The 20,024-nt window shown below is 36.0% G+C and carries 14 protein-coding genes; 10 read left to right on the forward strand and 4 right to left on the reverse strand.

The annotated features are described in order from the left end of the window. Positions 1-213: 213 nt before the first annotated feature. On the forward strand, positions 214-2,364 hold the full coding sequence (locus G508_RS0115840; protein WP_026706224.1) for a S46 family peptidase: 2,151 nt from the start codon (positions 214-216) through the stop codon (positions 2,362-2,364). Between the two features lie 57 nt (positions 2,365-2,421). Here G508_RS0115840 and G508_RS19670 read toward each other — a convergent pair whose 3' ends face one another. After that, positions 2,422-8,991 carry an alpha-2-macroglobulin family protein gene (locus tag G508_RS19670; protein WP_169628046.1) on the reverse strand — a complete coding sequence of 2,190 codons (6,570 nt, stop codon included), beginning with the start codon at positions 8,989-8,991 and terminating at the stop codon, positions 2,422-2,424. Positions 8,992-9,112: 121 nt separating this feature from the next. Here G508_RS19670 and G508_RS0115850 point away from each other — a divergent pair, with 121 nt between their 5' ends. Both G508_RS0115850 and G508_RS0115855 read left to right on the forward strand, forming a co-directional pair. After that, entirely contained in the window at positions 9,113-9,796 is a 684-nt protein-coding gene (locus tag G508_RS0115850; RefSeq protein WP_026706226.1) for a tetratricopeptide repeat protein, read from the forward strand. 69 nt (positions 9,797-9,865) lie between these two features. Then, the gene (locus G508_RS0115855; RefSeq protein WP_026706227.1) at positions 9,866-11,224 is read left to right on the forward strand and encodes a UDP-N-acetylmuramate--L-alanine ligase; all 1,359 of its coding nucleotides are present in this window, start codon (positions 9,866-9,868) and stop codon (positions 11,222-11,224) included. 139 nt (positions 11,225-11,363) lie between these two features. Here the strand turns inward: G508_RS0115855 and G508_RS0115860 are convergent, their stop codons facing one another. After that, entirely contained in the window at positions 11,364-11,945 is a 582-nt protein-coding gene (locus G508_RS0115860; RefSeq protein ID WP_026706228.1) for a DUF1287 domain-containing protein, read from the reverse strand. A 90-nt stretch (positions 11,946-12,035) separates the two neighbouring features. Here G508_RS0115860 and radC point away from each other — a divergent pair, with 90 nt between their 5' ends. The 6 genes from radC (at position 12,036) to G508_RS0115890 (ending at position 16,857) form a co-directional block, all read left to right on the forward strand. Beyond that, positions 12,036-12,728, forward strand: a complete 693-nt coding sequence (gene radC, locus G508_RS0115865) for a RadC family protein (RefSeq protein ID WP_026706229.1) — start codon at positions 12,036-12,038, stop codon at positions 12,726-12,728. 81 nt (positions 12,729-12,809) lie between these two features. After that, positions 12,810-13,436, forward strand: coding sequence for an ABC transporter ATP-binding protein (locus G508_RS0115870; protein WP_026706230.1), 627 nt, complete (start codon positions 12,810-12,812; stop codon positions 13,434-13,436). Continuing rightward, positions 13,433-14,773 (forward strand): ABC transporter permease, encoded by a 1,341-nt coding sequence (locus G508_RS0115875; protein ID WP_051197707.1) that lies wholly within the window; start codon positions 13,433-13,435, stop codon positions 14,771-14,773. Before G508_RS0115870 ends, G508_RS0115875 begins: the two co-directional genes overlap by 4 nt. Further along, positions 14,766-15,314, forward strand: a complete 549-nt coding sequence (locus G508_RS19195) for a hypothetical protein (protein WP_245569885.1) — start codon at positions 14,766-14,768, stop codon at positions 15,312-15,314. The genes G508_RS0115875 and G508_RS19195 overlap by 8 nt, the downstream gene beginning before the upstream one ends. A gap of 2 nt (positions 15,315-15,316) precedes the next feature. Continuing rightward, positions 15,317-16,003 (forward strand): YjjG family noncanonical pyrimidine nucleotidase, encoded by a 687-nt coding sequence (locus tag G508_RS0115885; protein ID WP_026706232.1) that lies wholly within the window; start codon positions 15,317-15,319, stop codon positions 16,001-16,003. A 119-nt stretch (positions 16,004-16,122) separates the two neighbouring features. Beyond that, the gene (locus G508_RS0115890; protein ID WP_026706233.1) at positions 16,123-16,857 is read left to right on the forward strand and encodes a hypothetical protein; all 735 of its coding nucleotides are present in this window, start codon (positions 16,123-16,125) and stop codon (positions 16,855-16,857) included. A gap of 7 nt (positions 16,858-16,864) precedes the next feature. On the opposite strand, the gene G508_RS0115895 is transcribed toward G508_RS0115890, so the two are convergent. Beyond that, entirely contained in the window at positions 16,865-18,142 is a 1,278-nt protein-coding gene (locus G508_RS0115895; RefSeq protein WP_026706234.1) for a replication-associated recombination protein A, read from the reverse strand. Between the two features lie 192 nt (positions 18,143-18,334). Between G508_RS0115895 and G508_RS0115900 the strand changes: the two genes are divergently transcribed. Continuing rightward, positions 18,335-19,132 carry a rhomboid family intramembrane serine protease gene (locus G508_RS0115900; RefSeq protein WP_026706235.1) on the forward strand — a complete coding sequence of 266 codons (798 nt, stop codon included), beginning with the start codon at positions 18,335-18,337 and terminating at the stop codon, positions 19,130-19,132. A gap of 142 nt (positions 19,133-19,274) precedes the next feature. Here the strand turns inward: G508_RS0115900 and rlmB are convergent, their stop codons facing one another. Then, positions 19,275-20,009, reverse strand: a complete 735-nt coding sequence (rlmB, locus tag G508_RS0115905) for a 23S rRNA (guanosine(2251)-2'-O)-methyltransferase RlmB (RefSeq protein ID WP_026706236.1) — start codon at positions 20,007-20,009, stop codon at positions 19,275-19,277. Positions 20,010-20,024: the final 15 nt, after the last annotated feature.

Consider the following 20,024-nt stretch of genomic DNA (forward strand, 5'->3'; position numbering starts at 1 on the left):
CCCTCTTTCTTTAAGAGGGAAAAGATAGAACGGACAGCCTGGCCATTCGCCCAAATGCTGCATATTCTAAAAGAAACGTTAAATGTCAACTATAACGTTTTAGTTTGTATGTTTTTATAGGAATCGGGTTCTCAAAAAGAGGTATATTAGCACCCTTAAAAAAATAGGCTTTAATTTTTTAAAGCCTGTCGATTAACTAACTAATTTATAAAAATGAAGAAAATTATTTTATTCCTTACCCTTTCGTTAGTGGCTCTTCCAGCCAGTATGAAGGCAAATGAGGGAATGTGGTTCCTGATGTTTATTGAAAGATTGAACCATAGGGATATGGAAAAAATGGGACTGCAACTAACTGCAGAAGAAATTTATAGTATTAACAACCACAGTTTGAAGGATGCAATTGTTCAATTTAATGGTGGTTGTACGGCTGAAATCGTGTCGAAAGATGGTTTGGTTTTAACGAATCACCACTGTGGATATGATGCTATCGCTGAACTTTCTACTGAAGAAAAAAATTATTTAAAGAATGGTTTTTGGGCAGCTGACAGAAAAGCTGAGATGAAGCCAAAATCATTGTATGTTCGTTTCTTTGTTCGTATGGATGATGTTTCGAAAAGAATTTTGGGTGTTGTGAACGACCAGATGACGGAGTTGGAACGCGAAAAAGCAATCAATCAAGAGATTGCAAAAATTCAGAAAGAGAATGATGAAGGCGGAAAATATACTGTTTCTGTTCGTCCGTTTTTTCAAGGAAATGAGTACTACTATTTCGTGTACCAAGATTATAAAGACGTTCGATTGGTAGGTACTCCTCCTGAAAGTGTTGGAAAATTTGGTGGTGACACGGATAACTGGGAGTGGCCACGTCATACAGGGGATTTCTCGATGTTTAGAGTCTATGCCGATGCGAGCGGAAATCCTGCTGAATATTCTACTGATAATGTGCCGTTGAAACCAAAACACCATTTGCCCGTTAGCTTGAAAGGTGTGAAGGAAAATGATTTTGCTATGATTCTGGGTTATCCTGGAAGAACCAACCGCTGGATGCCAGCTGGCGGAATAGATCAGAACGTGAAGTATGCTTATCCTGCATGGGTTGAAGGAGCAAAAACAGGTATGGATGTGATGAAAAAGTATATGGACAAGGACGAAAAAGTAAACTTGATGTATGCTTCAAAATATGCTTCGACAGCGAATTACTGGAAAAACCGTCAAGGAATGATCGATGCTTTGTCGAAATTTGGAACTGCAAAAACGAAGGCTGCACAAGAAGCTAAGTTTGAAAAATGGGCCAATAAAAAAGCTAACAAGGCAAAATATGGTAACGTAGTTTCGACTATCAACAACTATTATAACACTACAAATGTAAAATCAGGACATGATAGCTATTTGCAACAATTGATGAGAACGGCAACTTTAGGGATGCTTCCAGCTAACTTAGGAACCGGATTACTGGCTTATCAAAAGGAAAATGACGCTAAGAAAGCCGAAATGCTTCCTAGAATCGAAGCTGCATTAGATGCTTATTATGGAGAATTTTATGCTCCTTTGGAAAAAGACGTTTTGATTGCCCAACTGAATTTATACAGCTCGAAAGGTGCTGCTTTTGGTTTGCCTACTTACATTGCACAATTGAAAAAAGCAAACAATGGTGACTTTACAAATGACATCAATGAGGCTTTCGCCAAAAGTATCTTTGCTTCGAGAGCGGCAGTTGAGGCTTTCATGAAAGACCCAAAACCTGAACTAATCACGAATGATCCTTTGTACTTGATTTCTACTGATCTGCAAACGAAAATGAGAGCCAAATCAGACGAACTTGCCAAGATGGAAAACGATTTTGGTAGATCATACCGTTTGATGGTGGAAGGTTTACGTGAGTCTAAATTGAATGCGATCGAATATCCAGATGCAAATTCAACTCTTCGTTTGACATACGGAAAAGTTAGAGCTTTGCCAGCTGATAAACGTAACGATGCTAAGATTAACAACTATACCACAATGGATGGAATGGTGAAAAAATATGTTCCAGGTGACGACGAATTTGACATGCCAAAGAAAATTGTGCAAATGAACGAAGCTAGAGATTATGGTCAATATGCAGATCCTGCAGGTTATATGCCTGTTAACTTCTTGACTGATAACGATATCACAGGAGGGAACTCAGGTTCGCCAGTATTGAACGGAAAAGGAGAATTGATCGGTTTGGCATTTGATGGAAATATCGAAGCAATGGCGGGAGATGTAATCTTCGATCCAAATTTGCAAAGAACCATCAACGTTGATATTCGTTATGTGCTTTGGATCATCGATAAATTTTCGGGTGCAAAACATATTATTGATGAAATGACGATCATCAAATAAAAGGTACTGTTATTAATTCAAGAAAAACCGTTTCAAGTGATTGAAACGGTTTTTTTATTAGTTTACTTTCACTTGGATTGCTTTAGAATGCACACTAAATTCTGGAGCATACATGCTTTGAAGCGTAGATATTCCGTCGTTGAAGTGTCCCACATTGTTGACCCTCACATCATATTCTAGCACATAAATTCCTTTTTTAATTTCGTCAAAAAAGAAATGAGTTGCAGCATCTTTCGTGCTTCTGTAATAGCTAAGACGGTCATGCCATTCATATTTCGAAATCACATCAACTGGCTCAAAACAGGAGGCTCGAAGATCTTTTAGATGGACAAATTGCAAATCAGTTTCAGTAGTTACAATCAATCGGATGGTAATGAGATCGCCCGTTTTCAGGGTTTCTTCGGCTACTTCCACCAATTCATTTCCTTGAGTGGTTTTGATTTTTTTGTATAGATTTTTTGTAACCGATAAGGCAGCCGTACTGTCGGTTTTGATGTTTTCTAGATCTTCAAAATACTGCCAATACACACCACCATAACCTGGAACTTCGGATTTGTTTTGTATCGAAATTGTTCCCATATCATTGGTAATTTCATCGGCTTTCCAGTTCATTTTGATATAACCAGTATTTGCTTCTTTCTCTTTTGAGGATAGCTTCTTGGTCAATACTTTTTCATCACCCATTTTAAAAACCGTGTTGTCTTTGATACTGGTCCAATCATTTCCTTGGAGGAGCAAAGCATAAACGGCTTCGGTGGTTGCTTTTGTGGTAGGCCAATGGTTGGCCTGTTTGTTTTTGAGCAGCCAGGCTTTCATTTCATTTGCATAGGTCTTGTCTTTTTCTATTTCTGTAAACGCCTCAATTAGCAAAGCTTGGGTTTCAATAGCCGAATTGTACCAATAATAACCATTGGTATTTTCAATCCAATACATGCCATAATCATCGTTTCGTGCGGAAGTTTCCTTTAGATGATTGATGATTTTTTTAGCAAAATCTTGATCCCCAAAACGGTGCATTGTCAAGGCTAAAAGTGCTTTTTTATAAAGTGAATAATGTATCCAATTGGCCTTGAATTCTACCTTTTGAATAGTGATAATCGAATCAATTTTGGTGGAAACTGGCATTTTTTCTTCGTAAAAACTTCGAGCATAGAGGTAATGCAAATTTGAATAAGCATAATAATCGATTTGATGGTTTTTTATCGTATTGTTTTGGATGAATTTTTGATCTAAATAAGGGATCGCCTTGGCTGTGATGGTCTCCAGTTGTGAAGTTTTTTCGGGAAACATTTTGTTCAAATGACCAAGACCTGCCACAATATGTTGGGTGATGTACACATTCTCGTTTCCGCCGTCAAACCATGAAAATCCGCCCGTCGGCATTTGTTTTTCGGTTATTTTTTTGAAAGTAGTTTCCATCGATTCTTTCATCGTGTTCAAGTCCATCAACAATGCCAAACGCTTGTTTTTCAGTTCGTCATTTTCGACGTCAAGCAACCATGGCGTTTCACTCAACACGATGGATTTTAGCTCTTCATTCAGATTTAATTTTGAAGTAGAAGCTGGATTGTTTTTCCAACTTTCGAATAAAGCCGCTACTTTTGGACTGCTATTGAGCAATTCCGTAGCGATAAAATTGGCATAATATCGTGAGAAAGTTTGTTCTGCACATTCATGTTCATATTCCATCAAATAGGGCAGGGATTGCAAAGCAAACCAAACAGGATTTGAAGTATATTCTAACGTAAATTGATGATTTTTAAGGGTTTTAGATGTGTTGTTTTTCAGATTCTCAAATACAAATTCTTTCTTCGTGTTACCTTTCATCCAAATCGGAATACTTTCGGTAATCAAAACTTTGTTGGATAAAACCGGCAAAATGTTTTCTTCTCCATCACTAAAGTTACCAGATTTGGCTACGATTTTATACTGCAAGCCTTGTAAACCTTCGGGAATGGTTATCGTCCAGTTTACCGCCACACTTTCCTTTGGCTTGCAAACGAAGTTTCGGGTGTTTTGGGTGTTGATTGAAATGCTGTCAATCGGTTGCATGTTGGTGGCGTCATAAAGCAGTAACATTGCGATTCCAGCTTTGGTTTCATTGGTCATGTTTACCACTTTTGCCGAAATGTTTAGGGTATCTTTTTCTCGAACAAATCGTGGCATATTGGTTTGTACCATCACGTCTTTTTGCGAAATCACATCGGTTTGAAAATAGCCCGATTCTGCTTTCTTGTTATGACCATACAAACGCAATTTCCATCTTGTTAACGATTCTGGATTGGTAAATTGGAATGAAAAATGTCCGTTAACATCGGTTTTTAAATGGGGGTAAAAGAATGCGGTTTCGTTGAAGTTGGTTCTAGTTTTTACTTGTGCGAGTTCTTTTAGGGTGTTTTTTGTGGTGATAATAACAACGCCATTTGATCCTCGAGAGCCATATAAAGATACAGCTGATTTGTCTATTAATACCGATAGCGATTCAATATCACTTTGATTTATATCCATAAGTTCGCCTTCAAAAGGAACACCGTCAATAATAAATAAGGGTTTGTTCTTGTCGGAAACGGAAGAAGTGCCTCGTATTTGAATGGTTGGATTATTACCGGGCTGTCCTCCAGCAGTAGTCATGCTAACTCCTGATACAGTTCCTATTAGCATTTTTAATGGAGATTGATTTTGTTGGATTGCTAAGTCGTCTGCACTAATAACACCTATAGCACCCGTAACAGATTCCCTTCTTTGAGTTCCATAAGCAACCACAATCACTTCTGAAAGACCCATAGCATAATCTTCTTCCAACACAATTTCATATTTTTTATTTTTAGTAACTGGCATTTCAACCGTCTTCATTCCTATGTATGAAAATTGCAAGACTTCCCCTTTTGCTACTTCAAGTTCAAAACGACCATCAAAGTCGGTTTGAGTCCCTCGTGTTGTTCCTAAAACTGAAACGGTAACTCCCGGTAGTGGCAAGTCGCTTTCGATAACAGTTCCAGAAACCAATTTTGAATTTTGAGGAATTTCAGTTTTGGGTTTTATTTTGTCTAAATATTTTTTGCGTAAATATTCATTTTTTGGATTGTTGAAATCAAATCCAAACCAACTAATTTCTGGATTATAAGTGGGTGTTGGAAAAAAGATGCTTGGCATTTCAAAATTGGAAATGCGTTTAAAACTGTTTGATTCGATGTTAAGATTCGGAAAATTGGGTTGGTTGTACCGTTCATAAAAATCAATATCGGACCAATTTCGTTGTGCAAACTCATCAAGTGAACTGTCATACATACTGGCCAAAATTTCGGCTTCGAGTTTAGGATTGGTGATCTTAAACGACCAATTTTCTAAACTTCCAGGTTCGATTTTATTGCGTAAACTGATGACTTCAAAATTTAGTTTTTCTTGTAAGAGCTCTTTTTTTATGGTGTGAGTTCTCACTTCGGTTTTGTTTTCCCAAACGGTAGCAAAATGAAAATACAAGTTGTTTTGATAGTCTTTTTTCTTTAAGAGTTTAAAAAGGGTTTTACCATTTTGAAGTTGCTGAACTTGTTCGCTTTCAACATATTTTTCATCTTCATAAAAACGTGAAGTGACATACAAGTCTGGAATTGCCGATTGAATCAAGATTTCAAAATGGGTTGAATTTGGTTTAGAAACATCTGTAAAAATGAACAATTCTTCATTGCCGTTTGGTTGTTGAACTGAATTTAGGGTAATATAATTTTCAACTGTAATTTGATTGTTGTTGCTATCGGTAGCGGTTGTGGTAATTTTATATCGACCCTTTTCGCTATTTTTCAAGAAATCTAAACTCACGTTTTGACTTTCTTTAGTGTCGAATGCAATTGTTTTTACAGGTATTATTTGTTCCTCATTATCGGTTGCATCATAGGGTTCATAGGGAAATTGTTGCTCGAATTCGGCACGCGAAATGGTTTGAATTTCTGGAAATTGAAATAATCGGTTTTTTAGAAACTTTTTCTTCTCAATTTTTTCAATTTTAATTTCACCCGAAGCATTTATGGAATATCCGTTTAAAGTAGTTGCTTGAATCGAAAGTTTATTTTCGTTTTCTACAAAAAGTTCGGGAAGTACATTCACTTCGAGCGACATAGTTTCTTTACCAACGTTCACGTTTTGTTTAGCCGTTCGGGTTTCCCCATTGGTGTCGGTCACACTAACATCAATCGTAAAATTAAAAAGTTTGATGCCTTGTGACTTTTTATCTTCGTTTTCGCCCTCTTCCTCTTCCAAATAATTGTCCTCAAAATCTTCATCTGTCGCCGAAAAACTAATGGTGAAGTTCCCGTTTTCATCGGTAAAGATTTCTTCCATAATATAGTTTGTATCGTCATCATACCCGCCATTTATTCCTCGAACATATTTTGATATAGAATAAGAAACTTTTGCATTTATCAAATTATTTCCTGCCAAAGCCTTAGCATTTCCTCGAATTTTGATCGAATCGCCAATGGTGTAATTTTCCTTGATTTGATCAAATTTTACTTCAAATGTAGGACGCTTGTATTCTTCAACTTGAAACGTAAACTTTTCATCACTATAATTGATTCGGTCCCAAAAACGGTGTTCTTCTTCTTTTTTGTCATAATAGTTGCTGTCGTTTTCATAATCATCTCCTTCATCAACCGTCAAAGTAAACTGTCCTGTCAAGGTGTTTTTTGGCAAATCAAACTCACCCGAAAACGATCCGAATTCATTGGTTTGAACATCAAATTCGTTCAATACCGATGCATTCACATCTTCGATCGTGACATGAACGGTCACAAATGGAACCACGCTTTTTTCTTTGTCGAGCTTCTTAACCAGAATACCTTTGTAGAACACTTTTTGTCCAGGACGGTAAATCGCGCGGTCGAAATACACCATCGCTTTGGCTTCGTAGTTTTCATAATCAAGCTTCTCTTCATCACTGTCGTAACGAAAAGCCCTATCATAATAGGATCGAAGCGTGTCGTTGCCTTTCGACACAATAATAAAGTTGTCATATCTTTTATTTTCTAGACGTTCCCTGATCTTGAACGAAGCTTTTCCAACTGTATTGGTTTGTGTTTTTTCCTGATCGTTTTTGATTTCAGCATTCGCTATCGGTTGTCCAGTTTTTCTATTCAGGACTTGAAACGTGTTGAATTTTGCATCTCGGTCGGTAACCACACTAAAGTTTGAAACCGTTATTTGGTCATACGTAAAAGCATTATTTTCCGGGTCATTTGGTGTTTCTATAAATATCAAATAATTCCCGATATCCATTTTCTTCAATAAGATTTCTGTCGAATATTCAAAATGATCACCTTTTTCCGGTAATTTTTGAGTGTATGTTTTTACAGGAATATTTTTTATTTTAAAATCTAAAAACAGCGAATCTTTGTTGATGTTTCTTCGACTTTCGTCGTAATAGTTATAGGTGTTGTCGAACCACTCATTGTATTTTACAGGAAGTTTATAATAACTGATGGTAACCGAATCAACATTTCGAAAATGCACCAAAGCTCGCGTGTTTTCATTTGGATATAACAGCTTTTGAAAGTTGATGCTAAGTGTTTTTTTCAAAATATTGTTTTTAACGACTTCGGATTCATACAAAGCATTCGGATTGATTTTTATCGTTAAAATAGTATCAATCAAAGCCAAAGCTTTTTGATGATAATTGATTTTTGACTTCTTTGTAGCTTCTTGCATATAAACTTCTGCTCGATCGGCTCGAAGCTGCTGTTTCAAAAATAGTGAAGCAGTTTTGAGTTCTAAAGCTTGGATGCTTTCTTGGTATAAATCTTCATCTTCATAAATAGAATGTATGTCTTGAAGTCGTTCATAATAAGCCCAATCTGCCTTTTCAGGATTTTTTTCTAGATAGTATCGTTCATTATTTTGAAGCAATTTCAAATATTTTTTTAAGTTTTCATCTGTCAGTTTTTCAATTTTTAGTTGGTCGAAAACTTTTGAATCTTGGTAAAATATTTGATAAAGAGCTTTGCTGTCGGGATTGTTTCTGTAGTTCCAAGACGCTATTTTTGATTTGTAAAATTTTAAATTTTTATCAATCAAAAAATCATAAAGGGAGAAGTTTTTACCATCAGTATAAGCGGGAATTTCAAAAATTTCTTTGTAGGTTGTGATAGGAGTTTCGCGTAAAAGCGTTTCGTTTTTCATTACTTCTTCAAACGCTTTTTCTATGTTTTCATCAAAATCTTTCGCTGTCCAGGTTAGAAAATCATTGCTTTTTTGGTTTTTTAAATCTGTTCTTTTATTGATAATATACCTATGACTTGATTGATACTTTTCAAGAATATCAGCATAGAGGTAATTCAAAATTGCTTTCGAAACAGGTTTTGCCTCCTTAATCTCGTTTTTGAGATTGTTGATGATGGTGGTTTGAGCTTTCTCGTCAAAAACCTGCTCAAACTTCGAGAGGTAGAAAAAGCACTTGATGATTTGTGGTTCATCCTTTTTTTTCTTGGCCTTTTTATAAATCGATTGCACTTCTTCTTGAGCCGATTTTATTTGCCCATCAAGCTCAAATTGATAGACAGTCTTCCAATTTTTATCAAAATCTTGGGCATAGAAGATAGTCGAAAATAACAACAGCGCGAGTAAGTATATTTTTTTCATAAAAAGGATATTTCTTTTATAGAGTATAGATTTGATAAAAAGGTTGGAACACTTGTCAAACATTTTCTAAAAATAAATCTTTTCTCTCAGCATTTTCCTATTTTTGAATCAAATTAAGGCTATGCAATTTATAAAGATTTTTATTTTACTGTTTTCAATTCAAATGGTGGCTTCCGATTTTGAAAAGGCCGAAAAACTTTTCAAGCAGGAAAAATATTCGCAGGCCGAACTGCTTTTTGAAAAACACCTTTCTTCACATCCGAATCATACCAAGACCTTAGAATATTTGGGCGATATAGCCGGACATGAAAAAAAATGGGATAAGGCAATTTTGTATTATGAGAAAATAAAAAATCAATTCCCTAGAAATGCCGACTATCAATATAAATATGGTGGTGCAATGGGAATGAAAGCTAAAGATGCTAATAAATTCAAGGCTTTAGGAATGATTGATGACATCGAGAATGCTTTTTTGATGGCTGCAAAACTGGATCCGAAGCATGTTGATTCCCGTTGGGCATTGGTTGAATTGTACTTGCAATTGCCTGCAATTGTTGGCGGAAGCGAAAAAAAAGCTACAAAATATGCCGAAGAGCTACAAAAGATTTCTCCCGTTGATGGTTATCTCGCAAAAGGAAAAATTGCGGAATACTTTAAACGTTATACTCTAGCCGAGAAAAATTATACACAAGCCCACGAAATTGGAAATTCAAAAACCACTTTTCAAAGGTTATATGATTTATATTTGAACAAGCAAAAAAACGCGACTAAAGCAAAGAAATTAAAAGAACAATTTGACAAATAGGTTAAAAGTTTTTGAGATTAACAAGCATTGATTATACCTCATAAACTTCTAAACTCATAAACAACAAAGATGAGAACACATTTTATAGCCATCGGCGGAAGTGCGATGCACAATCTAGCATTAGCATTACACAATAAAGGATACAAAGTTACAGGAAGCGACGATGCTATTTTCGAACCCTCCAGAACACGATTAGAAAAAAAAGGAATTCTACCGGAAGAAATGGGATGGTTTCCAGAAAAAATAACGTCCGATATTGAAGCTGTAATTCTCGGAATGCATGCCAAAGCTGATAATCCTGAACTTTTGAAAGCTCAGGAATTAGGACTAAAAATTTATTCTTATCCTCAATTTCTATACGAACAATCAAAGAATAAAACCCGTGTTGTTATTGGTGGTTCTCATGGAAAAACTACGATCACTTCGATGATTTTGCACGTGATGCATTATCATAATATCAATGTGGATTATATGGTTGGAGCTCAACTAGAAGGTTTTGACACGATGGTGCATCTCACAGAAGAAAACGATTTTATGGTGCTTGAAGGCGATGAATATTTGTCTTCGCCAATAGACAGACGCCCAAAGTTTCACTTATACCAAGCCAATATCGCCTTGATATCAGGAATCGCTTGGGACCATATCAATGTTTTTCCAACCTATGAAAACTATGTAGAGCAGTTTGAAATTTTTATTCAGAAGATCACAAATGGCGGAATATTAGTGTATAATGAAAACGATCCAGAAGTCAAGAGAGTAGCTGAAGCTGCTACAAATCCGATTAGAAAACTTTCCTATTCAACTCCAGCCTATAAAGTTGAAAACGGAACCACGTTGCTTGAAACCCCAGATGGTGACATGCCAATCGAAGTTTTTGGAGCACACAATCTCAATAATCTTGCAGGAGCAAAATGGATTTGCCAAAATATGGGTGTCGATGAAGCCGATTTCTACGAAGCCATTGCAAGTTTCAAAGGAGCATCAAAGCGTCTCGAAAAAATTGCTTCAAATGCAAATAACGTTGCCTATAAAGATTTTGCACATTCGCCAAGCAAAGTTTCGGCTACGACCAAAGCTGTAAAACAACAGTATCCAGATAAGAAACTCATAGCTTGTCTAGAACTTCATACCTACAGCTCGCTAAATGCTGAATTTCTAAAAGAATATGAAGGAGCTCTTGATGCTGCAGATGTTGCCGTGGTTTTTTATTCGCCAGATGCAGTAAAAATCAAGCAACTCGAAGAAGTAACTTATGAGCAAATCGCACAATCTTTTAATCGTAAAGATTTGGTTATCTATACCAATCCAGATGCTTTCAAAGAATTTTTATACCATTTGAAATTTGATACCGAGAAAATTGCCCTGCTTTTAATGAGTTCTGGGAACTATGGAGGGTTGAATTTCGATGAAGTTAAAAATCTTATTTAGGAGCGAAACACTAGGCATTTGTTCAATCCATGTTCCCGCTGGAGCCACTCGCTTTGCAACAGCTCTTACGGCAGTTGCAAGAGCTCAAACAATGGCACCATCGGGGCTATTGGAAAACCTATTTGCATTTTTGGGAACTTTAGGGTTTTTCAAAACGATAATGACCCGTGATCTCATATCGAAATAAACAATCCTCCAAGACTTGTCCACTACCAACGTTGTGAACAATAAGATTTCTTTTTCCATCAACAGATTTTCGATTTGTTGCAATGCCAATATGTGGCAATTTACCACCAATCATCCATGTTACCAAATCGCCCGTTTTATAATCCGAAGCCTTCTTGGAAACTCCTAAGCTTTTCCCTTTTCGCGTAAAATAGACTTGCAAATTAGGAACCCTTCGATGATCGATATTGGTGTCAGGTCTTTTTAGACCCCATGTTTTAGGATACAATGAAAAGTTTTTTTTCATGTCAAGATGCACTTCCTTTTGAAGGTCTATTCCAAGTTTCCGATAAGCCCGAATCACAACATCGGTACAAACTCCTCTGTCTTTTGGCACATCGACATTTGGGTAAGGAATCGAAACATATTTTGGATCATAAACAACCTTGTCTTTCGTTAAAGAAATCGCAGCTTCAGAAAGTTTTTCAGCAAAACTTTTTTCCAAAACAAATGAAGAAAAACCAACAAAAAGAAAGAAGATATAAAAGGATTTCATATTTTAGTATTTGATATTCAAACGAAGAAAGTTTGGTTTAAGTATCAACGTGTTATAAAAACCATTTCAATAACTAAATGCCATAAAATCATGGAAGACAATACTCCTTTTTCAATAAAATATTGGGCAGAAGACGATAAACCTCGTGAAAAACTAATGCTCAAAGGCAAAAGCGTTCTCAGTGATGCCGAGTTAATTGCAATACTCATAGGTTCTGGAAGTCGAAGCGAAAGTGCTGTTGATTTAAGCAAACGTATTTTAGCAAGTGTCGAAAACCTTAATGCTTTAGGGAAATTATCCTTGCAGCAACTCACAACTTTCAAAGGAATTGGCGAAGCTAAAGCCATTACCATAATAGCAGCAATGGAACTGGGAAGAAGACGTGGTTCTGAAGAAACGGTAGAACTTACAAAAATTACTTCAAGTAGGGTCGTTTTCAATATCATGCAACCTATAATTGGAGAACTTCCACATGAGGAATTTTGGGTTTTATACCTTAATAATTCCAACAAAGTAATCTATAAATCGCAACTTAGCAAAGGCGGAATTACAGGTACAGTTGTCGATGTAAGGATCATCTTCAAAGCCGCTTTTGAGCACAATGCAACAGCATTAATTTTGGTGCACAATCATCCTTCGGGAGTGCTTCAAGCAAGTGATGCCGACAAGCAAATTACTCAAAAACTAAAAGAAGCGGGTAAAAACTTAGATATAAGTGTTTTAGATCATATCATTATTACAGAAAAAAGCTATTATAGTTTTCGTGACAATAGCATTTTTTAAAATCGTTTAACCCAATTTTAAGGAATTATTTTTTTCAGTTTTACTATCTTGCAGCTTTTACTGATAAAATAGAAATTCAGCATGATCACTACAAAGAATTTAAAGTTCAACTATAATTCAACTATAGGATTTGACTTTCCAGATTTAAATTGCAATCCCGCCGAAGTACTCTTGATAACTGGAGGTTCTGGAAAAGGAAAGACTACACTTTTGCATTTGCTAGGAGGTTTGTTACGACCTGTTTCGGGCAAAATTAATATTGATAGTGTGAATCTGGATACGTTATCAGAAAAAAAATTGGATCACTTTCGCGGAAAAAATATTGGTTTGGTTTTGCAACAATCGCATTTTATATCGTCTTTAAATGTTCTCGAAAATGTAGAACTCGCTTCCTGGTTATCTGATAAAAAAAAGAAATCCGAAAAGGCCCAAAATTTATTGGAACAACTCGATTTGAAAGACCAACTATATAAATTGCCTTCACAATTGAGTATTGGACAACAGCAAAGGGTTTCAATTGCAAGAGCTTTGATCAATGAACCAAAACTCTTATTGGCAGACGAACCAACGTCTAGTTTAGATGATGAAAATGCAATAATAGTAGCCAATCTCCTTTCGGATTTATCAAAAAAGTACAATGCAGCATTGGTTATTGTTACCCACGACCAAAGATTAAAAGAGCGTTTCACCAATATAATTTCATTATGATTCTAAAAATAGCCTGGAAAAATATTTGGTTTAAACCTTTAAATACCATTTTGAGTGTCATTTTGTTAACGGCAAGTGTGGCGATAATTTCACTTTTAATTTTATTGCAGGAACAATTCGAAAAGCAATTTTCAAGCAATATTGATGGAGTAGATTTAGTAATAGGTGCTAAAGGAAGCCCGTTGCAACTAATACTTTCGTCTGTTTATCAAGTGGATGCTCCAACAGGAAATATAAGTTATGAAGAGGCTAAAACTTGGATGAAACACCCTTTTGTCAAAACGGCAATTCCGTTAGCATTTGGCGACAATTATCGGGGATTTAAAATAGTTGGAACAACTCCAGATTATCTCGAAAAATTTGGAGCAAAAGTCGAAACAGGAAAAATATTCAGTAAAGATTTTGAAGTTGTTATTGGAAGTGAAATTGCTAAAAAGTTAAACATTAAAATAGGTGACAAATTTTTTGGATCACATGGAGATGCAGAACAGGGAGAAGTACACGAAGAATTTGCATATATCGTTTCAGGAATTGCAAGTCCAACGGGAAAAGTGATTGATAATTTGATTTTATCTAATATTCCAAGTGTTTGGGCGATGCATGATAGTCATGACCATGAAGCCCATACCGAAAATCCTGCACATGGAGAGGAAGGACATGTTCATGAAGAAGGAGAAGAGCATCATCATGATCATGAAGAAGCTCTAGTTGAAAATCCGCCACATGGTGAAGAAGGTCATGTTCATGAAGAAGGCGAAGAACTTCATCACGACGAAATTAGCGAAGAAGGAAAAGAAATCACAGCGGTTTTGATCAAGTTCAAAAACAAGATGGGATTTGTTTTATGGCCTAGACTCATTGCCCAAAATACTGATATGCAAGCTGCATCTCCAGCTGTCGAAATCAACAGATTGTTCTCTTTGTTTGGAATTGGTTTACAAGCTTTGCAGTATTTGGCCTATGGAATTATGTTGATTTCGGGTATCAGTATTTTTATCGCTTTGTATAACACTTTGAAGGAAAGAAAATACGAATTTGCCTTGATGAGGGTTAGTGGAGCGAGTAGATTGCAGCTTTTAGGACTCGTGCTTTTCGAAAGCCTTTTGCTTTGCATCACAGGATTTATTCTTGGTACAATTCTTGGTAGAATAGGGCTGTGGCTGATTTCTTCCACAACCGAACAGGATTATAAAATGGCTTTCGATCCTTTTGCTTTTGCATTAGAAAAAGAAGGAGTTTTATTTATAGTAACTATCTTTGTAGGTATAATTGCGGCATTAATTCCCGCAATCAAGGCCTACAGATTAAACATTTCAAAAACTTTAGCAAATGCGTAAAATATATTTTATAGGTTTTTTATTGGTAGTATTAATTGCCGTTGAAAAAGCAATTATTTCAAATAAAAAAGTAATTCCAAATTCAAAAAAGCCGGTTGAGAGACTCGAAACTGCTTCGTTTTTCCCAACACATTTTGGCAACGAACAAGTTTATATGCCAACAGCAATTGACACGTTAAACTGGAAACTTTTAGGCATGATTAAATTCGTGAAAAAGCCAGACAAGGAATATGGCGAAGTGATGTATCCGGTTATCAGTCCGTTGTTGAAACAAAAAAACAAGAAGAGGATTGCCATGACGGGTTTTATCGTTCCGATTGACAATGTTTCTTTTGCCTTGAGCAAAAATGTATTTGCATCTTGCTTTTTTTGCGGAGCTGCAGGACCCGAAACTATCATGGGAATCAAATTTAGAGGAGCAACTCCGAAGCTAAAAACCGACCAATATGTTACACTTGAAGGAAATTTCAGGGTAAATGAAACCGATGTAGAGGATTGGATTTACCATATCGAAGATGCAGTAATCGTTAAAGGAAAATAATTTTGGAAGCAAAAATTTCAGACGTTTTTTTTGATTTGGACCATACTTTGTGGGATTTTGAAAAAAATTCTGCTTTGGCATTTAAAACGGTTTTGTCCAAACACAAGATAGAAGTTGATATTGACCAGTTCGTTTCACATTATGTTCCAATCAATATCAAATATTGGGAACTTTATAGAAATGACGAAATTACCCAAACCCAATTGCGATACGGTAGGTTAAAGGACACTTTCGACTTGCTTTCGTATGAAATCGATGATGAGAAAATCTTTTTTCTCTCAGATGAATACATTCATTATTTGCCACAATTTAACCATCTTTTTGAAGGGACAATTGAGATTTTAGAATATCTGAAACCCAAATATAATCTTCATATTATTACCAATGGATTTCATGAAATTCAAAGTAATAAATTAAAAAACTCTAATATTGGTGGTTATTTTCAAACGATCACCAATTCAGAATCGGCTGGAGTGAAAAAGCCAAATCCTATGATTTTTGAATATGCAATAACTTCGGCTAAAGCCAAAAAAGAAACTTCCATAATGATTGGCGATTGTATCGAAGCCGATGTAAAAGGAGCTTTAAATTTTGGTTTGGATGCCATTTTGTTCAATGAATGCAATGCCGAAGTACCTGAAAATATTAAGCACATCAACACTTTATTAGCATTAAAAAATTATTTATAATTTGAAATGAGCATGACCTAAAATTGGTCGCAAAAACCAATCAAGATATGCGACACGAGCTTACGAATTGGCGAAGCAATTACATATGACCAATAAAAAAAAACAATAAATATTTACATATGAAAAAATATATCCTTCTTCTTTCGGTTTTATTGAGTTTTTCAAGTTTTGCACAAAATGTGAATGATTATCCTTACTTGATTGTTCCAACAAAATTTGATTTCCAAAAAAAGGAAAACGATTACCGCTTAAATACCTTAACAAAATTCAATTTAGAAAATCTTGGATTTAAAGCTTTCTACTCCAATGATAATGCAAATATTAATTTTAATGAAAGATGCAGTTATCTAAAAGTTGATGTGAAAGAGCCAGGAGGTGGTTTTTTGATTACTAAATTAGAAATAACTTTTACCGATTGTAATAATAATGTGATATTTACGTCACAGGTTGGAAAAAGCAAAAGTAAAGATCGAAAAGATGCCTACACTGAAGCTCTGAATGAAGCATTTGAATCTGTTAAAGATTTGAATTATAAATATAACGGCAACAAACCCGCTGTAGTTACAGAAACAAAAACAGCTCCAGTTGCTACAGCACAGCCAGTTGAAGTAACGAAGCAAGAAGTGATTGTAAACCCAAACCAACTTTTTGCACAACCCATAACAAACGGTTTTCAGTTGATTGATACTACTCCAAAAGTTATTCTAAAAATGTTTAAAACTTCGCAAGCTGATTATTACACTGCTGTTTCGGACGCCAAAAACGGTGTGGTTTTCAAGAAAAATAACGAATGGTTTTTTGAATATTATAAAGATGATAAATTGATTTCAGAGAAATTAGATATTAAGTTTTAATCTCAAATCAGTATCCATATTTATCTTTCCAGCGATTCTTCAAGAACTCCCGTGTTCCATTTTCCCTTGAATTATTTCCAGGAACATAAATTGGCGTGTTAGAAATGGCATCCGGTAAAAATTCCTGTTCGGCAAAATTGTTCTGGTAGTCGTGTGAATATTTATACTCTTCGCCATAACCCAATTCCTTCATCAATTTTGTTGGGGCATTTCTCAAATGAATCGGAACCGGCAAGTCGCCTGTTTGTTTCACAATTTGTTGGGCGGTTCCAATAGCCAAATAGGAAGAATTGCTTTTAGGAGAAGTCGCCAAATAGACAGCACATTGGCTCAGAATAATCCTACTTTCGGGATAACCGATTGTGGAAACCGCTTGAAAAGTATTGTTTGCCATTACAAAAGCTGTCGGGTTTGCATTTCCGATATCTTCACTTGATAGTATCAGCATTCGTCTGGCAATGAATTTCACATCTTCGCCACCTTCAATCATTCTGGCCAACCAATACACCGCTCCATTAGGGTCGCTTCCTCGAATCGATTTTATAAATGCTGAAACAATATCATAATGCTGTTCGCCAGTTTTGTCATATAAAACGGTGTTTTGTTGAACCAATTGCAAAACCAAATCATTCGTAATGATAATTTCTTCAAGATTAGAAGCATTGACAACTAGCTCAAAAATATTCAGTAATTTTCGTCCATCGCCACCTGAAAGTCGTAACAAAGCCTCGGTTTCCTTGAGTTGGATATTTTTTTCTTTCAGATAAACATCTGTTTTCATCGCTCGTTCAAGCAAGGCTTCCAAATCCTGTTTCGAAAATGCATTCAAGATGTAAACCTGACAACGCGACAGTAAAGCAGGAATTACTTCAAAACTCGGATTTTCAGTCGTGGCACCTATCAAGGTAATCCATCCTTTTTCAACTGCTGCTAAAAGTGAATCCTGTTGTGATTTGCTGAAACGATGAATCTCATCAATAAACAAAATTGGGTTTTTGGTTGTGAAAATTCCGCCACTTTGCTTGGCTTTTTCAATCACGTCACGAATATCTTTCACGCCCGAATTGATAGCACTCAAAATATAAAAAGGCCGTTTTGATTCCTGTGCTATGATTTGAGCCAAAGTGGTTTTCCCAGTTCCAGGAGGTCCCCAAAAAATTAAAGAAGGAATAATTCCTTTTGATATTTGATGAGTCAACGAGCCATTTGGGCCAACCAAATGCGACTGACTAACATAATCTTCTAATTGCTGAGGACGAATTCTTTCTGCTAAAGGTGCTTCCATGGTTGTAAAATTACTCAAATATTTTTTTTAGAAATAATGTATGTTGTGAAAATAAATGTAAAATTAGGGTTGACTGTTTTAATGGAATTTACGCTAATTTTTGTGAACTTCTGCCAAAATTGCATTAAAAAATTTTTGGTTACATTCTTGATTTGAAATCCTATATCGCAATTCTTAAATCCTAAATTCCCAATGAACGATAACCATTTTAAGTTTTCACTTTCCGTTTTTGTATTGCCGCTTTTATTGGTGTTGTCACTTTGGGTTATCTTTTGGTTTGAAATTACCTATAAGGTCAATTTGACGGAATATGGAATTTATCCCAGGACTTTTACGGGTTTAAGAGGAATTGTCTTCAGTCCGTTTTTGCATGGAAGTATGGAACATTTGTATAATAATTCGATTCCGATTTTCTTACTGGTTGCTGCTTTGCGGTATTTTTACCGCGAACATTTTTTTAAGATAATGGGATATGGAATATTGCTTTCGGGATTGTTGACTTGGATTATCGCTCGCGAATCCTATCACATCGGAATCAGCGGATTGATTTATGTTCTGGTAAGTTTTATATTCTTTAAAGGAATCAGGACGAAATATTACCGATTAGTAGCGCTTTCGCTTCTGATTGTAATGTTGTATGGAAGTTTGATTTGGTATGTTTTTCCTGACGTTGAAGACGGGATTTCATGGGAAGGGCATTTGGCTGGTTTGATAACAGGTTTTGTTTTCGCAGTGATTTTCAAAACACCAGAATACCAAAAAATGATCAAATATGAATGGGAGAAACCTGATTTTGACCCAACAGGAGATAAATTTTTAGAACGTTTTGATGAAAATGGAAACTTTGTAAATCCGCCAAAACCCGAACCGGAACTTGAAATTGATCCTGAAATTTCTTCAACTTCGAATTTCAGGATAACCTATCATTTTGTTGAAAGCAAAAATGTTCAGGATAAGGGAAATCCCGAAGATAAAAAGGATGCCTTTTGATTGTTTTTTTAGCCCTGATGGAGTCATTGTCTGAGCTCTTGCAACTGCCGTAAGAGCTGTTGCAAAGCGAGTGGCTCCAGCAGGAATATGGATTCCAAATACAAACCAAGCGATTCGCTCCTGAGAAAGAAATCTAAAATTATTATTGTCTTTGTCGCACCGTTTCATAAAGAAAAGCGCCACAGGCCACGGAAACATTCAGAGATCCGATGGTTCCGAACATTGGAAGCTTCGCTTTCTCATCTACAATTTTAAGTACAGAAGGATTGATTCCTCTATCTTCCGATCCCATGATGATCGCTAAAGGTTCGTTGAGCGATAAATCATAGATATTTTCGTCGGTTTTTTCGGTTGCCGCAATTGTCTTGATTCCAGAACCTTGAAGGAAGAAAATAGCATCCTTGATGTGTTCAACTTTACAAATAGGCACGTTGAAAACGGCTCCTGCAGAAGTTTTTACTGTATCACCATTAACGGGTGCTGAACCTGCTTTTTGAACGATAATTCCGTTAACTCCGGTACATTCGGCAGTCCGGATAATGGCTCCAAAGTTTCGTGCATCCGAAATTTGATCGAGGATTAAAAATAGGGGAGTTTTTCCGCTTTCGAGTACTTTTTCTACCAAATCTTCCAACTTTTGAAAGGCAATTGGAGCGATTGTGGCAACGGCACCTTGGTGATTATTTGGTGTTAATCTATTTAGTTTTTCGATTGGAACATAGGAGAAATTGACGTTGTTGCGTTTCATGACTTTCATCAAATCCTTCATCAATTCGCCTTGTGCGTCTTTTTGAAGAAATACTTTGTCAACCTCTTTTCCAGCCTGAATTGCTTCGATAATGGCTCTAATCCCAAATATTTGATGCTCTTTTTCCATGGTGCAAATGTAATA

This window comes from Flavobacterium soli DSM 19725 (assembly GCF_000422705.1).
GTDB classification, from domain to species: domain Bacteria; phylum Bacteroidota; class Bacteroidia; order Flavobacteriales; family Flavobacteriaceae; genus Flavobacterium; species Flavobacterium soli.

Bases quoted from the DNA above. Each gene is read 5' to 3' on its own strand.
- G508_RS0115840 (WP_026706224.1), top strand. From the start codon at position 214: ATGAAGAAAATTATTTTATTCCTTACCCTTTCGTTAGTGGCTCTTCCA.
- G508_RS19670 (WP_169628046.1), bottom strand. From the start codon at position 8,991: ATGAAAAAAATATACTTACTCGCGCTGTTGTTATTTTCGACTATCTTC.
- G508_RS0115850 (WP_026706226.1), top strand. From the start codon at position 9,113: ATGCAATTTATAAAGATTTTTATTTTACTGTTTTCAATTCAAATGGTG.
- G508_RS0115855 (WP_026706227.1), top strand. From the start codon at position 9,866: ATGAGAACACATTTTATAGCCATCGGCGGAAGTGCGATGCACAATCTA.
- G508_RS0115860 (WP_026706228.1), bottom strand. From the start codon at position 11,945: ATGAAATCCTTTTATATCTTCTTTCTTTTTGTTGGTTTTTCTTCATTT.
- radC (WP_026706229.1), top strand. From the start codon at position 12,036: ATGGAAGACAATACTCCTTTTTCAATAAAATATTGGGCAGAAGACGAT.
- G508_RS0115870 (WP_026706230.1), top strand. From the start codon at position 12,810: ATGATCACTACAAAGAATTTAAAGTTCAACTATAATTCAACTATAGGA.
- G508_RS0115875 (WP_051197707.1), top strand. From the start codon at position 13,433: ATGATTCTAAAAATAGCCTGGAAAAATATTTGGTTTAAACCTTTAAAT.
- G508_RS19195 (WP_245569885.1), top strand. From the start codon at position 14,766: ATGCGTAAAATATATTTTATAGGTTTTTTATTGGTAGTATTAATTGCC.
- G508_RS0115890 (WP_026706233.1), top strand. From the start codon at position 16,123: ATGAAAAAATATATCCTTCTTCTTTCGGTTTTATTGAGTTTTTCAAGT.
- G508_RS0115895 (WP_026706234.1), bottom strand. From the start codon at position 18,142: ATGGAAGCACCTTTAGCAGAAAGAATTCGTCCTCAGCAATTAGAAGAT.
- G508_RS0115900 (WP_026706235.1), top strand. From the start codon at position 18,335: ATGAACGATAACCATTTTAAGTTTTCACTTTCCGTTTTTGTATTGCCG.
- rlmB (WP_026706236.1), bottom strand. From the start codon at position 20,009: ATGGAAAAAGAGCATCAAATATTTGGGATTAGAGCCATTATCGAAGCA.